This window comes from Mesorhizobium sp. WSM4989 (assembly GCF_029625795.1).
GTDB lineage: Bacteria > Pseudomonadota > Alphaproteobacteria > Rhizobiales > Rhizobiaceae > Mesorhizobium.
In genome coordinates this window covers 767,371-785,254 of record NZ_JARTVN010000002.1, presented here as the reverse complement: position 1 = coordinate 785,254, position 17,884 = coordinate 767,371, and the positions used below count along the sequence as shown (strand labels likewise).

Below are 17,884 nucleotides of genomic sequence, written 5' to 3'. Positions count from 1 at the left end.
CCCATGCCCCGCTTTGCCGCCAACCTGACAATGATGTTCAGCGAGTGGCCGTTCCTGGATCGGTTCCAGGCGGCCGCCGATGCCGGCTTCCGTGCGGTCGAATTCCTGTTTCCTTACGAGCACACGCCCGAGGCGATCGGCGAGCGCCTTCGCAGATACGGTTTGACCCAGGCTCTGTTCAATTTGCCGCCTGGCGATTGGGCCGCCGGCGAGCGAGGATTGGCCGCCTTGCCCGATCGATTTGCCGAGCTCCAGGCCGCCGTGGCATTTGCCCTTCCCTACGCGGAGGCCACGGGCGTGAAGCGTCTGCATTTGATGTCGGGGCTCGCCGCTCGCGAGGACAGGGCGGCCGTGGATACCTATCGCAAAGCGATCATCTGGACCGCCGGCAAGCTTGCCGATCGCGGCATCGACCTGGTGATCGAACCAATCAATGGCCGCGACATGCCGGGCTATTTCCTCAATGACTTCGACTTTGCCGAGCAGCTCATCGGCGAACTGGCCCTGCCCAATCTCAAGCTGCAGTTCGATGTCTACCACCGCCAGATCCTGCACGGCGATGTCGTCATGGCGTTGCGCCGGCTGCTGCCGATCATTGGCCATGTCCAGATCGCAAGCGTGCCCTCCCGCCATGAGCCGACTTCGGAAGAGCTCAACGACCGGTTCATCTTCGCGGAACTGGACGGGCTGGGCTATGATGGTTTCGTCGGTTGCGAATATCGGCCCGGCGGCAAGACACTTGAGGGGCTCGGCTGGTTCGCCCCCTTTGCCAGCGGGCCCCTCCCCCAGGCCGGCATCGGAGTTTCGCCATGAGCCTCGCCCTCGGCGCAATTGCGGACGACTACACAGGCGCGTCCGACCTGGCCAACACGCTCGCCAAGGAAGGTCTTCGCACGGTTCAAACCATCGGCATTCCGGCCGCTGGTCTCGATCTCCCCGAGGTCGACGCGGTTGTCGTCTCGCTCAAGATCCGTTCGGTTGCCGCCGCGCAGGCGGTGGAGCGCGCCCGCGCGGCCGACCAATGGCTGCGCGCCCGCGGGGCAGCGCATGTGATGTACAAGATCTGCTCGACCTTCGATTCCACCGATGCTGGCAATATCGGCCCGGTGCTGGACGCCTTGCGTCACGACGTGGATGAGAAATCGGTTTTGGTGACGCCGGCCTTTCCGGAAACCGGCCGAACCGTCTACCAGGGGAATCTTTTCGTCGGCGCGGTGCCGCTCAACGAGAGTCCGCTCAAGGATCACCCGCTCAATCCCATGCGCGATGCCAATCTGGTGCGCGTACTCGCCCGGCAGAGCAAGGCAGCGGTCGGGTCGGTCGACCTCGCGACGGTCGCGCGCGGCGCGGACGCGATCCGCGCGCGCAACGCGGCGCTTTCCCAAGATGGAGCCGGAGCGGCAATCGCCGACGCCGTCTTCGAGAGCGATCTTGAAGCGATCGGCGCGGCAGCCTTGGCACAACGCCTGTCGGTCGGAGCGTCCGGCCTGGGACTGGGTCTCGCCCGCGGCCTGGTCGCCGCCGGCACCGCGCGGCGCCATCAACGGACGGTGCTGCGGGACCGGCCGGTCGAGGGGCCTGCGGCGTGCCTCGCCGGCAGCTGTTCGCGGGCGACACTGACGCAGATTGCCCGCGCCGAAGAGACGATGCCCGTGCTGAGGCTCGATCCGGAAAGGCTGATGAGCGGAGTGGCGGAGACGCACCGTGCGCTCGCCTGGGCCGCCGCCCGCTTGGCCGATGGCCCCGTCCTCATCGCCAGCAGCGGATCGCCCGAGGTGGTTTCGGCGCTGCAGGCGCGGCATGGACGTGACGCTGCCGGTCAAGCGATCGAGCAGTCGTTGGCGACCATCGCCGAAGGTCTGGTCGAACTCGGCGTGCGCAGGTTGGTCGTGGCGGGAGGCGAGACGTCCGGCGCCGTCGTGGACCAGCTTGCCATTCCCGCCTTCGAGTTGGGCCCCGAAATCGCCGCGGGTGTCCCAGCGCTGCGTGCACTCGGCAGCCCGCACGGCGAGCTGCTGCTTGCCCTAAAGTCAGGCAATTTCGGCGGCGACCGTTTCTTCGCCGACGCCTTGGCCGTTTTGGCATGAGACGGAGTCTTGGCTGTACAAGGACAACTGAGAAGGTCGCGCCAAGGTCGAATGGCAGCGATGGATTCCGAAGAGGCCGCTCCTAAGAAGGTGATGCTCAATTTCGGCCGGCGGACCTGCCGAATGACGACAGCCAAGATCGCGCTCGGCCTGATGGCCGCGTTTGGCACCCCAGGCTGCCTCCGGCCCGCACGGGCAGTTCAGGCTTTTGCCCTTCCACGTTGGCACCGATCGCTGCCGGCAGCGCGCCGGCCGCCGCAGTGGTGCCCTCGAGCGACAATTCTCCCCTTCATAAATCCGTTGTGTCGATTTCGTAGATGAAACAGGGGGGCTTTGTGTAATGCCACTCTCTGGAAAAGGATGGAAAATGTCCAAGATCCCCGGCAAGACCGAAACGATCGAAAACGCGGAATCCGCTACTTACGAGCGGTACAAGGTTACCGAGCAGGTCCGCGCTGTCGCCGAACAGGGCGTTGAGCAGGCGAAGGAAGCATTTTCCAAATTGGAATCGAACGCCGAGACGACTCAAAAGGCTCTTGAGTCGACCCTTGAGGTGGCCAAGACCACCCGCAACGAGGTGTCGCTGAAGACGATCGCAGCTCTGCGAGCCAATGCCGAAGCCGGCTTCGCTCACCTCGAAGCACTGGCCGCCATGAAGTCGCCATCCGAGTTCTTCGAGCTGCAGGCCGCTTTCGTGAACAAACAGATCGACACTTCCGTCGAGCAGGCCAAGACCCTGCAGGCGGTGATGTTGAGAGCCACCGAAGACGTATCCAAGCCGATCAAGGATGCCTTCGAAAAGGCTTTGAAGAACCTCAAGGCTGCTTGACTGCTCAGGCAATCCGGGACCGGAGGTCGCCGACCTCCTCTGCTCGTTACGACATCAAGACCGGCACACTCGCGCCGGTCTTCTTCCATTCGGCCGGCGTCCTTTGCACAAATCGCAACTATCGGCCAAGCATCGCTTTTCCAAACAGTTGGCTACGGAAAGGCGCGCAGAGACGAAGGCCCGAAATCGGGACGAGGACGCCGCTTTGGTCCTGCAGCTACTTGACCATTGATCGTTGCAGCCCAGTGCCGGCGATTTCTCCGGGGCTGCTTTCGAAGTCGAAGAGCCTTTGGGTCGCAAGCGCCGCGGCGCCACGCGCCCAGGAATCGTCTGCCCAATCGGGTGTAATCGGTGGCGGGTTCCACATGGCATAACGCTTCAATGCATCGCGCATTGGCCCGAACAGATAGTCGCCAAAGGTGACGGCTTCGCCCCCGCCGACAATCACTTCCGGATCGATGATATTGCAGAAACCGCCCAGGTATCGTCCAATCCCCTCGCCTGCCTCCTGCAGCAGGTCTATGGCTGCCCGGTCTCCAGTCTTGGCCGCGTTCAGCATGTCGTGGCGCGTCACTTCACCAGCGAGTCGCCTGGCCTCCTTCCATCGCCGCACCAGGGCCGGTTCCGAGAAGAAGGTCTGCAGGCAACCGCGCCTGCCACACTCGCATGGCGGCCCGTTCGGATCGTATGTCGAGTGACCCATCTTGCCCGCGGCGCCATTCGCGCCGTGATGGACAGAGCCATCGATGACCACCGCGCAGCTGATGCCGGCCCCGATGGCCAGGGCCCCGACGGTGCGATGATGCCGGCCAAGTCCGAACAATTGTTGCGCGAGCGCAAATGCGTTGGTGTCGTCGTCCGCCCAGACGGGTACGCGCACGCGTTCGGCAAGCATCGCAGCGATCGGCACATCGGCCCAATTGAACCGGTGGCTCAACCGGCAGACACCGTTATCGATGACGCCTGGTACAGCGATGCCGATCCCGCTGAGCTGGGCGCCTGTCGGTGCCCTGCGGTCGGAAACCAGCTCCTCGACTGCCGAGGCGCAGGCCTCCACCGTACTTTGTGGCGAAAGATCGGGGACAACGACCTGCTTCGTAACAAGTGGAGTCGTGGCAAGATCGGTCAGCACACAATCGATGCCGCCTACCTTCAGCTTGAGCCCGGCCACAAGCCTGCCGGCGTAGTTTATGTTGATCGGGATAGGTCGACGTCCCGGCGCGCCAAGACTCGCCTCCCCTTCCACCAGAATATTTTCCTCGAGCAATTCAGACACGACGAACGTCACGGCCGCGGGGCTGAGGCCCGTAACAGAGGCGATTTCGGCGCGGCTTATAGCACCTTGCCTTCGCAGCAGGTTCAGGATCAGCCGCCGGTTGATCGCGCGGGCCGTTTGCTGATCGCCTTTGAGCTTCATTCCTGCCTCATAATTAATTTTGTAAATTAAGTATTGACCATGCTGACATCCATACGCTACGAATTCGCATGGTTCAATTGGAATCCGGCTGTTCTCAGGGAGGAGATAGAAGCCATGACCAGCGACTTTTCCGCGTTCACCACAACAAGGCGCCGTTTCCTCAAGGGCACTGGCGCGGCACTCGCAGCTTCGGCGACTGGTCTTTGCCTCCCGGCCTTGGCCCAGGCGCAGGAAATCACCATCATTTCCAACCTCAGCAATGTCGAGCAGCGACAGATCCTGCAGCGGCTGGCGAGCGAGTATGAGACAAAATCAGGCGCCAAGATCGTCATCAACAACATGGACCACGAGGCCCATAAGACGGCAATCCGCAGCTATCTTGTCGTCGGCGCTCCGGATATCTGCTTCTGGTTTTCCGGCAACCGCATGAAGGCCTTCGTCAACAAGGGCCTTTTTGACGACATCTCCGATCTGTTCGCCAAGGAGAACTACAAGAGCGTTCTCGGCGCCACCACAAGCGCGGTTACCGTCGACGGAAAGCAGTATGGCCTGCCGATGGGAGGTCTTCTCTGGGGCCTCTTCTATCGCAAGGACGTCTTCGCCGAACACAACTGGACACCGCCCAAGACCTGGAACGACTTCCTAGCCTTCGGCGAGGCGGCAAAGTCCGCGAAGATGATCCCGATCAGCATGGGCACCAAGGAGCTTTGGCCGGCGGGCGGCTGGTTCGACCATATGAACCTGCGCATCAACGGGCTCGACAAGCACATAGCGCTGATGGACGGCAAAGTTCCCTACACCGATCCGATGTTGACGCCAGTCTTCGACAAATGGAACGATCTGATCAAGGCGGGCTTCTTCTCGCCGAGCCACAGTTCGTTCGGATGGGAGCAGGCGGGTGCTGCCCTAGCGCAAAAGAAGGCGGCAATGATGGACCTGGGCGGCTTCGTTCGATCCGCTTTTCCGGAAGCGGATTTGCCTCAGCTTGCCTACGCGCCATTTCCCGAGATCGTTCCCGGGGTCGCCCGCTACGAGGATTTTTCGGTCAACTCCATCCACGTTCCGGCGAATGCGAAGAACAAGCAGGGTGCGCGCGACTTCCTCGCCTATTTCTACAAGCCGGAAAATCTGGGCGCATTCCTCGCCGCCGAAGGCGCCATCCCGCCTCGCAACGACTGCCCGCCAAGCAAGGACCCGCTGGTCAATGCTGCGGTCGAGGAACTGAAGAAAGTGGTTGGAACATCGCAATATTACGATCGCGACACCGATCCGGACATGGCCCAGGAAGGGATGGCGGGGCTGCAGGAATTCATGGTCAAGCCTGAGCGACGTGAGCAGATCCTCAAGCGCCTCGAAAAAACCCGCAAGAGAATCTTCGGTTGATCCTCCCTGGCTGACGGGCGCCGCCTTTCGGCGGCTCCCGTCTCTCTTTTTTCGGATGGAACGCCATGCCTCCTGTCTGGCGCAGAAATCGTCATTGGTTGACGCCGGTACTTTTCCTGCTGCCGGGCCTCATCCTGTTCGGCTCGGTGATCCTTGCCGCCTCCATCGAGACGGTCTGGATTTCGCTGCACGACTGGGATGGGATTGGCGCCAAGACCTGGGTCGGGCTCGCCAACTATGTCGAACTGGCCGACGATCCGCAGTTCTACGTCTCGCTCAAGAACAACGTAATCTGGCTGCTGATCTTCATGCTGGCGCCGCCGATCGGCCTGGCGCTTGCGCTGATCGTGAATCAGCAGATCCGAGGCATGCGCATCCTCAAGTCGCTGTTCTTCGTGCCGCTTGTGCTGGCGACCGTCACCGTCGGTGTCGTGTTCGGATGGGTCTATGATCCAAACTTCGGGCTGCTGCAGCTTCTCTTCGGCGCCTTTGGCGGTACCGCCCCGGCGCTGCTTTCAGACGAGACCTTCGTCACCTTCGCGGTAGCCGCCGCCGGTCTATGGCCACAGATCGCGTTCTGCATGATCCTGTTCCTGGCGGGACTGAACAGCCTCAACGACGATCTGATCGCCGCCGGACGCGTCGACGGTGCGCGCGGCTGGCGCATGTTGCGCCATGTCGTCCTGCCGCAACTGTCGCAGGTCGGCTTCATCGCCATCGCGGTGACGGTGATCGGTGCGCTGCGCTCCTTCGACATGATCGCGGTCATGACCAGTGGCGGCCCCTATGGCTCGTCCACCGTGCTCGCCTACCAGATGTATCAGGAGTCGATCTTTTCCTACCGCTTTGGCTACGGCGCCGCGATCGCCACCGTGCTGTTCGTGATCATGATCGTCTTCATCGCCTGGTATCTCAGTGGCCTCATCAAGGCCGAGCGGAGCAACGCCTGATGTACCCGCGCCCCATTCCCGAAAACGCCAGGATCCAGCGAGCCCTCTATCTAGGTGGTGTAACCCTGGTCGTGATCCTGTGGCTGCTGCCTCTGCTCGCCGTGATGCTGACCTCGATCCGTTCCAACGAGGAGCTGATGGCCGGCAACTATTGGGGCTGGCCGCAGAAATTCAGCCTGATCGACAACTACAAGGCGGTTTTCGACCAGACCGCCATGCTGCGCTTTTTCCTGAACAGCCTGCTGATCACCATTCCGTCCGTCATCGGCGTTCTCATCCTGTCGACACTGACCGGCTTCGTCTTGTCGCGCTACCAGTTCCGTGGCTCCAACCTCATCTTCGCCCTCTTCGTCGGTGGCAATTTCCTGCCGGCGCAGATCATGATGATCCCGGTCCGCGACCTGATGGTGAGGCTGGGTCTCTACGACACCGTCTATGCGCTGATCGTTTTCCACATTGCCTTCCAGACCGGCTTCGCCACGCTTTTCATGCGCAACTTCATCGCCGCTCTCCCGGGCGAACTGTTCCAGGCGGCGCGCGCCGAAGGCGCCTCGCCGTTCCAGACATTGCGCCACGTGGTTGTTCCGCTGGTCCGGCCTGCACTGGCGGCACTCGCGATCCTCACCTTCACCTTCGTCTGGAACGACTATTTCTGGGCGATCGTCCTTACCCAGAGTGACGCGGTCAAACCCGTTACCGCAGGTTTGAACAATCTGCGCGGCGAATGGACATCGGCCTGGAACATCGTCTCGGCGGCCACGATCTTCGTCGCCCTGCCCCCGGTCGTGATGTTCTTCATGATGCAGAAGCACTTTGTCGCCGGCCTCACCATGGGAGCCGTCAAGGGATGATCCGCGAACCCTGCCGCACCCGACACGCACGGAAAGGCGCCTCGAAATGAGCAGCGTGGAATTGCGAAAAGTCGACAAGCACTATGCCGGCTACCATGCCCTGAATGCGGTCGACCTGACGATCGAAAAGGGCGAGTTCGTCGTCATGGTCGGCCCCTCCGGCTGCGGAAAGTCGACATTGCTGAAGACGATCGCCGGGCTGGAAACCATCAACTCCGGCCACATCGTGATCAACGGGCGCGACGTCACCAGGGAAGAGCCCGGCGACCGCGGCATCGCAATGGTCTTCCAGTCCTATGCACTCTACCCACACATGACCGTCGCCGAGAACATGGGCTTCGGCCTGCGGATGGCCAACCGGCCCAGGACCGAGATCGACGCTGCCGTCAAACGCGCAGCACGGATCCTGCGTCTGGAGGAGCAGCTCGACAAGCGCCCGAAGCAACTGTCGGGCGGGCAGCGCCAGCGCGTCGCGATCGGCCGCGCGATTACCCGCTCGCCCGAGGTGTTCCTGTTCGATGAGCCGCTGTCGAACCTCGATGCCGCGCTGCGCACTCAGATGCGAGTGGAACTTTCGAGCCTGCACGCGCAGCTTGGATCGACGATGATCTACGTCACCCACGACCAGGTCGAGGCGATGACCATGGCCAACCGGATCGTAGTCCTCAACAAAGGCCGGATCGAGCAGGTCGGCTCGCCGCTGGAACTCTACGCCAACCCTGCCAACATTTTCGTCGCGGGCTTCCTCGGCGCGCCGCGCATGAATTTCATCGAAGCGAAAGCAGTGAGCGTCGGCGCATCCAGCGTCTCGGTAGCCGCCGCCGGCCTCCCTGCCATTACCTTGGATGGCATCGACGCCGGCGGCCTTTCGGCTGGTGATGCCGTGACCATCGGCATCCGGCCGGAGGCCCTGCGTGTCGCCGAGCCAAGCGACGGCGCAATGCCGGCCTTCTCCAGCCAGGTGCGTCTGGTCGAGCAGCTGGGGCGCGAAACCGTCCTCTACGTCGACGCCTCTCCGCTTCAGACGACCAATTCCGACAGCGGAACCGGCAATTTCACGCTTCAGCTCAACAAGGTTTCTACCGTCGCGGTCGGCGCCGCGTTGCGAGCAGGGTTCGAAACCGGCGACGCCTACCTCTTCGGCCCGGATGGCCGCACGCTCACGCCAAGAAAACCCGTCGCCTCAATCTGAACCTCGAAATTTCGAAAGTCCCATACGCATGAACCGCAAAGAGCCCGCTCCGCTATCCGTATGGCGGCCCCTCAATCTTGACCGCTTTCTGCTCGGAGCACCTCATTACCCCGAACATGTCGACGAAGGCTGCTGGCAGCGTGACGCCGAGCGCATGGCCGCCGCCGGCGTCAACACGGTGCGGATGGGAGAGTTCGCCTGGCACATTTTCGAGCCCCGCGAAGGCAAGTTCGAGTTCGGCCTGTTCGATCGCGCGATCGAACTTCTCGGCCGAGCGGGGATCGACACGATTATGTGCACGCCGACGGCCACCCCTCCCCGCTGGCTCACCGTCAACTACCCCGAAGTGCTGCGCGTTGACATAAATGGGCGGGCCTCGAGCCACGGATCGCGCCAGCATGCCGACACCACAAGCCCGGTATTCCGCGCCCACAGCCGCCGCATCACCCGCGCCATGGCCGAGCATTATCGGGACAACCCGCGTGTGATCGGCTGGCAGACGGACAACGAGCTCAACACCACGGTGTCGGAATCGTTCGCGCCTTCGACAAGGCTGGAGTTTCAGAAATACCTGCAGAAGGCCTACGGCACCATCGAGGCGCTGAACTTCGCCTGGGGCGGCCACTTCTGGGCGACGGCCTACGACGATTTCTCGCAGATCGACCTGCCGAGACCGCTCATGCCGTCCTACCCCAGCCCCGGCCACGTGCAGGACTACCATCGCTTTCTGGCCGCCGCGACCGCGGCCTTCCAACACGACCAGGTCGAGATCCTGCGCGCCGCCAATCCGGACTGGTTCATCTTCCACAATCTTGGCCAGCTTGCCGACATCGACTTCCGCGGTCGGTTCGGACAGGACCTCGATTTCATCGGCTTCGACATCTATCCGATGCTCTATGACGAGATGCGCCGAACCGGCGGGCATGCCGCGACCCAGGCCCTCCATCTCGACATATGCCGCGCCTATTCCGGCAACTTCATCGTTCCGGAGCAGGCCTCAGGCTTCGGCAGCCAGCCCGGCTTCTCGACGATGACGCCGGAGCCCGGCGAGATGCGTCGCATGGCCATGACCTCGGTGGCGCGCGGCGCCGACGGTGTCATGTTCTTTCGTTGGCGTCCCGCGCATTTCGGCGCCGAGATCTACTGGATGGGCGTCATCGATCACGACGACGTGCCGCGCCGCCGCTATGACGAGGCAGGCCGCTTCTTCCATGAGATCGCCGCCGCGAAGGAGCAGATTCTTGGCACCGCAGTGCGCATGGACCTCGGCATCGCCGGCGCGGACTTCGACAACCAGGAGGCTCACAAGACCTATCCGATCGGCCTCCCCAGTCCGCTCGAAGACGCGACGCTGCTTCATCGCCACTGCTATCAGAACGGCATTGCATGCGGGTTCATTCATCCCGAAGACGATCTTTCGCGGCTCAAGGCGCTCTACGTCCCGCATTGGGTGATGTGGAAGGATGAATGGAACGAGGCTGTTGAAACATTCGTCCGCAACGGCGGTACGCTGATCCTATCGGCATTGAGCGGGACGAGGGACGAGAACAACCACATCATTCGCGAGCAGGCGCCCGGCAAGGCCCTTGCAGCCCTGAGCGGCGTCAGGGTGGCGGAGTTCGGCCGCGTCGTTCCCGAAGGCGGCAGCGGCCTGTTTCCGCTGTTTCGTCCGGCTCCGATGGGCGCCTATGCACCGCCGCCGCTCCCGGCCTCGTCCGCGGAACGCAAATACCTGTTCACCCTTGGCAATGAAGAATTCCAGGCTGCGCATTTGTACGAGGTGCTTGATGTAGCGCCTGACACCGAGGTGCTCGGCATCTGGTCGAACCGCTTCGCCGCCGGCTCTCCGGCAATTACCGCCCGCAAGGTTGGGCAAGGTCGGGTTGTCTATGTCGGCACGTATCTCACGCCGCAACTGACGGAGAAGCTTGTCGATGTCGTGCTGGCCAAAGCCGGTATAGCGCCTTTGCTGCCCGACCTGCCTGCCGGGGTGGAGGTCTCTGTCAGGGAAGCCGACGACCGCCGGCTGATGTTCGTGCTGAACACCACGGAAGTCGCCGTGATCGTACCCAACGTCCCAAAGGGCCTCGACCTGCTGACGGGCAAGGCCGTTGAAGGAACGCTGCAACTCGACCCTTACGGCTGCGCAATAATTCGGTCCTGAACAAATCGAACCAGCGTCCGTAGACGCCGAACAGATGCTCTTCGAGGCGAAAAATGCGTTCTTCAATCCGCCGCCACAAGGGATTCGCAAAAGCGTTTCCTTGGCGGATGACAAGTGGGCCCCGACTGCCAGCTCGACGCGCGCAAGGTCGTGGCTCAATGGGCGTCGATGTAAGAGATGCTCGATCAAAGCTGCGTGGCTGCGCCCCTTCTCGTCGCTTGTTCGAGGCTGGAGAAGTCATGAAGTCGAGTTGACAGGATAGCGTCGCATCGTCCAACCTAGGCGCCTCACCAGGGGAGTCCCGGCAAGGGGCTGAGATACTGCTAATAGCGCGCAGTGACCCGTTGAACCTGATCCAGTTCATACTGGCGTAGGGACGGTGCGAGGCTTCGCGGGTCGGCAATCCGGCTTCGGCATTCGGGCAGTGCCCGCATCCTAAGCGAAGCGTCACTTCCTCCTCATCGCGTGGACTGGGTCTCCCGTGCACTCGAGCAAGGAGGCTCACTCATGAATGCCCACACCCCGACCGTCACCGTCGGCGAATTGCCCGCTTCGAAGAAGGTCCACAAACCCGGTCAGCTCCACCCGGAGCTGCGGGTGCCGATGCGCGAGATCTCGGTCCACCCGAGCGCCGGCGAGCCGCCGGTCACGGTCTATGACTCGTCCGGTCCCTACACGGACACCGCGATGAAAACCGACATCGAGCGTGGCTTGCCACGGCTGCGCGAGGCATGGATCGAGGCGCGCGGAGACGTGGAGCGCTACGAGGGCCGCACGATCAAGCCGGAAGACAACGGCTTCGTCTCAGCCGATCGCCTGACGCCGGAATTCCCGGTTCGCAACAGACCGTTGCGCGCGGCCGGCGGCCGCGCCGTCACACAGCTCGCCTATGCGCGCGCCGGCATCATCACGCCTGAGATGGAGTTCGTCGCCATCCGCGAGAACCTCGGCCGTGAGCAGTTGCGTTCGAAAGTTCAACGTGATGGCGAAAGCTTCGGCGCCGCGATCCCCGACTTCGTCACGCCGGAATTCGTGCGCGACGAGGTGGCGCGCGGCCGCGCCATCATCCCGTCCAACATCAACCACCCGGAAAGCGAGCCGATGATCATCGGCCGCAATTTCCTGGTCAAGATCAACGCCAATATCGGCAACTCCGCCGTCACCTCGTCGATGGCCGAAGAGGTCGAGAAGATGGTGTGGGCGATCCGCTGGGGCGCCGATACGGTGATGGACCTCTCGACCGGGCGCAACATCCACAACATCCGCGAATGGATGGTGCGCAATTCGCCGGTGCCGATCGGCACCGTGCCGATCTACCAGGCGCTGGAGAAGGTCGGCGGCGTCGCCGAGGAACTGACCTGGGAGGTGTTCCGCGACACCCTCATCGAGCAGGCCGAGCAGGGCGTGGACTATTTCACGATCCATGCCGGCGTGCGCCTGCCCTATATCCCGCTGACCGTCGACCGCGTCACCGGCATCGTGTCGCGCGGCGGCTCGATCATGGCCAAGTGGTGCCTGCATCACCACCAGGAGAGTTTTCTCTACGAGCATTTCGAGGAGATCTGCGACATCGCCCGGGCCTATGACGTGGCGTTCTCGCTCGGCGACGGCCTTCGCCCCGGCTCGATCGCCGATGCCAATGACGCGGCCCAGTTCGCCGAACTGGAAACGCTAGCCGAACTCACCAAGATCGCCTGGACCAAGGACTGCCAGGTGATGATCGAAGGGCCCGGCCACGTGCCGATGCACAAGATCAAGCAGAACATGGACAAGCAGCTCGCGGTTTGTGGCGAAGCGCCGTTCTACACGCTCGGGCCGCTCACCACCGACATAGCGCCCGGCTACGACCACATCACATCGGGCATCGGCGCGGCGATGATCGGCTGGTTCGGAACGGCGATGCTCTGCTACGTCACGCCCAAGGAGCATCTCGGCCTGCCCGACCGCGACGACGTCAAGACCGGCGTCATCACCTACAAGATCGCGGCCCACGCCGCCGACCTCGCCAAGGGCCATCCAGCCGCCAAAATCAGGGACGACGCGCTGTCGCGGGCGCGCTTCGAGTTCCGGTGGGAAGACCAGTTCAACCTGTCGCTCGATCCGGAGACGGCGCGCGCCTTCCACGACGAAACCCTGCCCAAGGAGGCGCACAAGGTGGCGCATTTCTGCTCCATGTGCGGCCCCAAATTCTGCTCGATGCGGATCTCGCACGACATCCGCGCCGAAGCCCAGAAGGAAGGGCTCGCGGCCATGGCGGCGAAGTACCGCGACGGCGGCGATCTCTACATGCCTGTCGACAGCACCCCCGAGCGCACGGACACGCCATGAAGGTGCTCATTCGCGGCGCTGGCGTCGCCGGATTGACGCTCGCGCACGAGCTGGCAACGCGCGGCGCCGATGTGACCGTGGTCGAGAAACGCCTCGAGATCGCCGGCAATGCCTCCTGGCAGGCCGGCGGCATGCTTGCGCCCTGGTGCGAGCGCGAGAACGCCGAAGAGACCGTGCTGACGCTCGGACGCGGCGCAGCCGACTGGTGGGACGCCGCCTTGCCCGGTCATGTCGCGCGCCGCGGCACGCTGGTGCTGGCTCCTGCCCGCGATGCCGGCGAACTCGACCGCTTCGGCCGCCGAACGTCCGGCTTCAGGCATTTGGACGCCAGCCAAATCGCGGCACTCGAGCCGGCGCTCGAGAGCCGGTTTGGGCGCGGGCTGTTCTTCGCTGAGGAAGCGCATCTCGACCCCCGCAAGGCGCTGCTTTTCCTGCGCGACAAGCTGCGCGGGATGGGCGCGCGCGTCGAGTTCGGCCGCAGCTCGGCGCCCGCATCTCAGGATATTGAGGTGGACTGCACCGGCAGCGGTGACAGGCGACCGGAACTGCGCGGCGTGCGCGGCGAGATGCTCATCCTGCGAACGCACGAGATCTCGCTGACCCGCCCGGTGCGGCTGCTGCATCCGCGCATCTCCGTCTATGTCGTGCCCCGCGCGGAAAACCTGTTCATGGTCGGCGCGACGATGGTCGAATGCGATGCCGAAGGCCCGATCACCGCGCGCTCGACCATGGAGCTGCTCGGCGCCGCCTATGCGTTGCATCCGGCCTTCGGCGAAGCCGAGCTGGTCGAAACCGGCGTCGGCGTGCGTCCCGCATTCGTCGACAACTTGCCTCGCGTCGAGCGCGACGGGAGGAATATTCGCATCAACGGCCTCTACCGCCACGGCTTCCTACTCGCGCCGGCCATGGCGCGGCAGGCAGCCGACCTCATCCTGGGAAATCCTGCCGCAAAGGAGTTTGCCCTTGAAGCTCATTGTTAACGGCCAAGCCCATGAAGTCGCGGCAGAAACGCTTGCCGCGCTGCTCAGCGAACTTGACTTCCAGGGCAGCTGGCTCGCCACGGCGAGGAACGGCGATGTCGTGCCTGCCAAGGAACGGGACCGCTGCCGGCTCACCGATGGCGACCGCGTCGAAATCCTCTCGCCGATGAAGGGAGGCTGATCCCATGCTCGAGTTCTATGGACAGAAACTCGCGTCTCGCCTTCTGCTGGGCACCGCGCTTTACCCCTCGCCTGCCGTCATGGCGGAGGCGGTGAAAGCGTCCGGCACGGAGATCGTCACCGTGTCGCTCCGTCGCGAAACATCGGGCGGCAAAGCCGGCGGCCAGTTCTGGTCGCTGGTCCAGTCGCTCGGCGTTCGCGTGCTGCCCAACACCGCCGGCTGCAACTCGGTGAGCGAAGCGGTCACCACGGCGCGGATGGCGCGCGAGGTGTTCGGCACTGACTGGATCAAGCTCGAAGTGATCGGCAACCACGATACGCTGCAGCCCGACGTATTCGGATTGGTGGAAGCCGCAAGGATCCTTGCCTCTGAAGGCTTCGAGGTGTTTCCCTACACGACCGACGACCTCATCGTTGCCGAGCGCCTGCTCGACGCCGGCTGCAGGCTCTTGATGCCCTGGTGCGCGCCGATCGGCTCCGCACGCGGGCCGCAGAACCCCGATGCGCTGCGAAGCCTGCGCGGCCATTTCCCCGGCATTCCGCTGATTGTCGATGCTGGCATCGGCCGGCCCTCGCATGCCGCGGCCGTGATGGAGCTCGGCTACGACGCGGTGCTGCTCAACACCGCCGTCGCCAGGGCCGGCGATCCCGTTGCCATGGCGGCGGCCTTCGGCAAGGCGGTCGAGGCCGGCCGCGAGGCCTATTGCGCCGGCCTGCTCGAGCCGCGCGACATGGCCGTTCCCTCCACCCCCGTCATCGGCATGGCAGCATTCTCATGAAGCTCGATCCGTTTTACCTGATCGTCCATTCCGCCGCTTGGATCGCACGTCTGGTGCCGCTCGGCGTGAAGCTGGTGCAGCTGCGCACTAAGGACCAGGACGAAGCTTCGCTGCGCCGAGAAATTCGCGCCTCGAAGGCAGTCTGTGACAGCCACGGCTGCCAGCTCATCGTCAACGATTACTGGCGTGTTGCGATCGAGGAAAATTGCGATTTCGTTCACCTCGGCCAGGAAGATCTGGCGGAGGCTGATGTGAAGGCGATCCGCAGGGCGGGCGTGAGGCTGGGCCTCAGCACCCACGACGGCGCCGAACTCGAAACAGCGCTCCAAGCCGAGCCGGACTATGTCGCGCTCGGACCGATCTACCCGACCATTCTCAAGGCGATGAAATGGGCTCCGCAGGGGCTGGACCGCATCGCCGCCTGGAAGCAGCGCTTAGGCGATATTCCGCTTGTGGCCATCGGCGGGCTCACCGTCGAGCGCGTTGCCGGTGTCTTCGCCCACGGCGCCCAAAGTGCGGCGGTCGTCACCGACATCGCCCGCAACACGCACCCCGAGGCGCGGACAGCTGAATGGCTGGCGGCGACAGCCCAATGGCGTTGACGCCGCATGTGCTGATCGTCGCCGGCTGCGATTCAAGTGGCGGCGCGGGAACAGCCCGAGACGTCGAGACCGTATGCGCCTTTGGACTGCGCAGTTGCCTCGCCGTCACGGCCGTGACCGTCCAGACGCACTCGGCCGTCGAACACATCGAGCAGATGCCGCCGCAGCTTATCGCCGCCCAGATGCGCGCTGCCTTTGCTGCCAATCCGGTCGCAGCGGTCAAGATCGGCATGCTGGGGACCGCGGCAGCCATTGAGGCGGTCGGCTCTGTCCTGGCGGCCCCTCCGAAGGTGCCGGTGGTCCTCGACCCTGTGCTTGCCTCGACCTCGGGACGCGGGTTGCTGGAGGACGATGCCGTCGACGTGTTGCGCCGTGATCTGATGCCGCTCTGCCGGCTCGTGACCCCCAACCTGATCGAGCTCGCAAGGTTGGTGGGAGCAGACCCTGCGAAGGACGAAGAAGGCGCGTGCGTTCAAGGCGAGGACCTGTTGGCGAGGGTGCGGACCGCCGTGCTCGTCAAGGGCGGGCACGCGCACGGAGATCAAGCGAATGACGTTCTCATGCAGCCGGACCGTCGCGCAGTTCGGGTCGAAGCGCCTCGCGTCCATCGGGGGATGCGTGGCACCGGCTGCGTGCTGTCCAGCGCCATCGCAGCATCGTTAGCTCAAGGTCTGCCGTTGGAGGCGGCGGTACGGGGCGCCAAGACCTATGTTCTTGAACTCCTTCGTGGGGCGCGATGACGTTGAACGGGCGAGCGCAATGCGCATCTTGACCGATTCCCAGGAGGTCAGAGGCGCATGCCCTCCAGGTCCGAGCCGGCGATCTAACAAACCTTGGAGGTCAATGGCATCAACTCGTTACCGTCTGCTATTCACCTCGCTTCATAAGATGCTACCCCAACAATCTGGAGCAGCGGGCGGAAGCGAGCGGTAACAAGTGGCGGCCCCGAGTTTGGCCTCCAGCATGGGCATGCAGCGCCAGTGTAGGCTTGTGTCGTCCGGGCAATGGTGGTTAGTCACTCGATGGTGCTGCGCCTCCAACTTGACGGGAGCAAACGCGGGGATCGCCTTTTGCCCAGCCCGTCAACGGGCCCGGAAGTTTCTGGCCTCGCTCAATTTTCGGCAACGAAATCAAAGGTTATGGTGGGCCCGGAGGGACTCGAACCCCCAACCAAGCGGTTATGAGCCGCCGGCTCTAACCATTGAGCTACAGGCCCCACGCGGGCTGGCTTAGTGTTTTTCGCCGCCCGGCACAAGGCTTTCGAAAGCGCTGGCGGCAAATGCCAAAATCAGCTCATATTCGCTCCGTACAGCGGTGTGCGCGCCATCAGGCGCGTGAACTGGTCCGGACTGCCCGCAACGCCGGGAATCGATGCCTTTTTCGAGTCTGGGCAGAGGTGATACCGGATCGCAGATTTCGAGGAGTTTTCATGACCAAATATCTTTTGCCTGTCGCGCTCGCTGCCGCGATCGCGTTTCCGGCGCTGGCAAGCGCCGCCGACACCCAGCCGCCTCCGCGAATTGTCGTCTCGGGCGAAGGCGAAGCGACTGTCGCGCCGGACATGGCGATCCTGACGCTCAGCGTCATGCGTGAGGCAAAGACCGCGCGCGCCGCGCTTGATGCCAACAATGATGCCATGGCGGCCGTGATCGCGGCGATGAAATCGGCCGGAATTGCCGATCGCGACCTGCAGACAGCCGGCATCCAGATCAATCCGCGCTACAATTACACCAACAAGGCGGACGGCAGCCAGGAAGCCGAACTCGTTGCCTACCAGGTGACGAACACACTGTCGGTGCGCGTGCGCGACGTCGACAAGACCGGCGACATCCTCGACAAGGCGGTGTCGCTCGGGGTCAACCAGGGCGGCGGCATCGCCTTCACCAATGATGATCCGAAGGCCACCATCACCGAGGCGCGCAAGAAGGCGGTTGCCGACGCGCTCGCCAAGGCCAAGACGCTCGCCGCGGCCGCCGGCGTCAACCTTGGCAAGGTGATCGAGATCACCGACCAGAACGTCGCGCCGGCGCCGATGCCGTTGAACGCCAAGGCTTTCGATGCCGCCCGCGCCGCCGTGCCGGTGCAGGCCGGCGAGAATTCCTACACCGTCCAGGTGACCGTCACGTTCGAGCTGAAATAGCT

16 protein-coding genes, 1 tRNA gene and 1 riboswitch are annotated in these 17,884 nt (G+C 63.5%); of the genes, 15 read left to right on the top strand and 2 right to left on the bottom strand.

The annotated features are described in order from the left end of the window. Window positions 1-3: 3 nt before the first annotated feature. From otnI to P9217_RS16505, 3 genes are all read left to right on the top strand, one after another. Window positions 4-813, top strand: coding sequence for a 2-oxo-tetronate isomerase (gene otnI / locus P9217_RS16515; RefSeq protein ID WP_127245913.1), 810 nt, complete (start codon window positions 4-6; stop codon window positions 811-813). Further along, a complete protein-coding gene (gene otnK, locus P9217_RS16510) occupies window positions 810-2,087 on the top strand; it encodes a 3-oxo-tetronate kinase (RefSeq protein WP_278087285.1) in 1,278 nt (425 codons plus the stop codon). The genes otnI and otnK overlap by 4 nt, the downstream gene beginning before the upstream one ends. A gap of 367 nt (window positions 2,088-2,454) precedes the next feature. Continuing rightward, window positions 2,455-2,916, top strand: a complete 462-nt coding sequence (locus P9217_RS16505; RefSeq protein ID WP_278087284.1) for a phasin — start codon at window positions 2,455-2,457, stop codon at window positions 2,914-2,916. A 217-nt stretch (window positions 2,917-3,133) separates the two neighbouring features. Here the strand turns inward: P9217_RS16505 and P9217_RS16500 are convergent, their stop codons facing one another. Next, window positions 3,134-4,333, bottom strand: a complete 1,200-nt coding sequence (locus tag P9217_RS16500; RefSeq protein ID WP_067320474.1) for an ROK family protein — start codon at window positions 4,331-4,333, stop codon at window positions 3,134-3,136. A gap of 114 nt (window positions 4,334-4,447) precedes the next feature. Here P9217_RS16500 and P9217_RS16495 point away from each other — a divergent pair, with 114 nt between their 5' ends. From P9217_RS16495 to P9217_RS16445, 11 genes are all read left to right on the top strand, one after another. Next, window positions 4,448-5,716, top strand: a complete 1,269-nt coding sequence (locus P9217_RS16495; protein ID WP_278087283.1) for an ABC transporter substrate-binding protein — start codon at window positions 4,448-4,450, stop codon at window positions 5,714-5,716. A gap of 65 nt (window positions 5,717-5,781) precedes the next feature. Next, complete coding sequence (locus P9217_RS16490; RefSeq protein WP_067320472.1) at window positions 5,782-6,666, top strand: sugar ABC transporter permease; 885 nt, start codon at window positions 5,782-5,784, stop codon at window positions 6,664-6,666. Beyond that, the gene (locus P9217_RS16485; RefSeq protein WP_095826158.1) at window positions 6,666-7,517 is read left to right on the top strand and encodes a carbohydrate ABC transporter permease; all 852 of its coding nucleotides are present in this window, start codon (window positions 6,666-6,668) and stop codon (window positions 7,515-7,517) included. The genes P9217_RS16490 and P9217_RS16485 overlap by 1 nt, the downstream gene beginning before the upstream one ends. 46 nt (window positions 7,518-7,563) lie before the next feature. Then, window positions 7,564-8,709, top strand: a complete 1,146-nt coding sequence (locus tag P9217_RS16480) for an ABC transporter ATP-binding protein (protein WP_278087282.1) — start codon at window positions 7,564-7,566, stop codon at window positions 8,707-8,709. 28 nt (window positions 8,710-8,737) lie between these two features. Beyond that, the gene (locus tag P9217_RS16475) at window positions 8,738-10,873 is read left to right on the top strand and encodes a beta-galactosidase (RefSeq protein ID WP_278087281.1); all 2,136 of its coding nucleotides are present in this window, start codon (window positions 8,738-8,740) and stop codon (window positions 10,871-10,873) included. Between the two features lie 282 nt (window positions 10,874-11,155). Beyond that, a riboswitch (TPP riboswitch) is annotated at window positions 11,156-11,268 on the top strand. 112 nt (window positions 11,269-11,380) lie between these two features. Further along, the gene (gene thiC, locus P9217_RS16470; protein ID WP_278087280.1) at window positions 11,381-13,201 is read left to right on the top strand and encodes a phosphomethylpyrimidine synthase ThiC; all 1,821 of its coding nucleotides are present in this window, start codon (window positions 11,381-11,383) and stop codon (window positions 13,199-13,201) included. Beyond that, window positions 13,198-14,181 carry a glycine oxidase ThiO gene (thiO, locus tag P9217_RS16465; protein ID WP_278087279.1) on the top strand — a complete coding sequence of 328 codons (984 nt, stop codon included), beginning with the start codon at window positions 13,198-13,200 and terminating at the stop codon, window positions 14,179-14,181. Before thiC ends, thiO begins: the two co-directional genes overlap by 4 nt. Then, the gene (gene thiS / locus P9217_RS16460; protein WP_095802716.1) at window positions 14,165-14,362 is read left to right on the top strand and encodes a sulfur carrier protein ThiS; all 198 of its coding nucleotides are present in this window, start codon (window positions 14,165-14,167) and stop codon (window positions 14,360-14,362) included. The genes thiO and thiS overlap by 17 nt, the downstream gene beginning before the upstream one ends. A gap of 4 nt (window positions 14,363-14,366) precedes the next feature. After that, window positions 14,367-15,140 carry a thiazole synthase gene (locus tag P9217_RS16455; RefSeq protein ID WP_095802715.1) on the top strand — a complete coding sequence of 258 codons (774 nt, stop codon included), beginning with the start codon at window positions 14,367-14,369 and terminating at the stop codon, window positions 15,138-15,140. Continuing rightward, entirely contained in the window at window positions 15,137-15,742 is a 606-nt protein-coding gene (locus P9217_RS16450; RefSeq protein ID WP_095802714.1) for a thiamine phosphate synthase, read from the top strand. Before P9217_RS16455 ends, P9217_RS16450 begins: the two co-directional genes overlap by 4 nt. Then, window positions 15,733-16,482, top strand: a complete 750-nt coding sequence (locus P9217_RS16445; RefSeq protein WP_095802719.1) for a hydroxymethylpyrimidine/phosphomethylpyrimidine kinase — start codon at window positions 15,733-15,735, stop codon at window positions 16,480-16,482. Before P9217_RS16450 ends, P9217_RS16445 begins: the two co-directional genes overlap by 10 nt. 400 nt (window positions 16,483-16,882) lie before the next feature. Here P9217_RS16445 and P9217_RS16440 read toward each other — a convergent pair. Further along, window positions 16,883-16,958, bottom strand: a tRNA-Ile gene (locus tag P9217_RS16440). 213 nt (window positions 16,959-17,171) lie between these two features. Between P9217_RS16440 and P9217_RS16435 the strand changes: the two genes are divergently transcribed. Next, entirely contained in the window at window positions 17,172-17,882 is a 711-nt protein-coding gene (locus P9217_RS16435; RefSeq protein WP_095801601.1) for an SIMPL domain-containing protein, read from the top strand. Window positions 17,883-17,884: the final 2 nt, after the last annotated feature.

Coding starts and splice junctions, on each gene's coding strand:
- P9217_RS16450 (WP_095802714.1), top strand. CDS start 15,137: ATGAAGCTCGATCCGTTTTACCTGATCGTCCATTCCGCCGCTTGGATC.
- P9217_RS16505 (WP_278087284.1), top strand. CDS start 2,455: ATGTCCAAGATCCCCGGCAAGACCGAAACGATCGAAAACGCGGAATCC.
- P9217_RS16480 (WP_278087282.1), top strand. CDS start 7,564: ATGAGCAGCGTGGAATTGCGAAAAGTCGACAAGCACTATGCCGGCTAC.
- thiC (WP_278087280.1), top strand. CDS start 11,381: ATGAATGCCCACACCCCGACCGTCACCGTCGGCGAATTGCCCGCTTCG.
- thiO (WP_278087279.1), top strand. CDS start 13,198: ATGAAGGTGCTCATTCGCGGCGCTGGCGTCGCCGGATTGACGCTCGCG.
- P9217_RS16485 (WP_095826158.1), top strand. CDS start 6,666: ATGTACCCGCGCCCCATTCCCGAAAACGCCAGGATCCAGCGAGCCCTC.
- P9217_RS16500 (WP_067320474.1), bottom strand. CDS start 4,333: ATGAAGCTCAAAGGCGATCAGCAAACGGCCCGCGCGATCAACCGGCGG.
- P9217_RS16475 (WP_278087281.1), top strand. CDS start 8,738: ATGAACCGCAAAGAGCCCGCTCCGCTATCCGTATGGCGGCCCCTCAAT.
- P9217_RS16495 (WP_278087283.1), top strand. CDS start 4,448: ATGACCAGCGACTTTTCCGCGTTCACCACAACAAGGCGCCGTTTCCTC.
- P9217_RS16435 (WP_095801601.1), top strand. CDS start 17,172: ATGACCAAATATCTTTTGCCTGTCGCGCTCGCTGCCGCGATCGCGTTT.
- P9217_RS16490 (WP_067320472.1), top strand. CDS start 5,782: ATGCCTCCTGTCTGGCGCAGAAATCGTCATTGGTTGACGCCGGTACTT.
- otnI (WP_127245913.1), top strand. CDS start 4: ATGCCCCGCTTTGCCGCCAACCTGACAATGATGTTCAGCGAGTGGCCG.
- P9217_RS16455 (WP_095802715.1), top strand. CDS start 14,367: ATGCTCGAGTTCTATGGACAGAAACTCGCGTCTCGCCTTCTGCTGGGC.
- otnK (WP_278087285.1), top strand. CDS start 810: ATGAGCCTCGCCCTCGGCGCAATTGCGGACGACTACACAGGCGCGTCC.
- P9217_RS16445 (WP_095802719.1), top strand. CDS start 15,733: ATGGCGTTGACGCCGCATGTGCTGATCGTCGCCGGCTGCGATTCAAGT.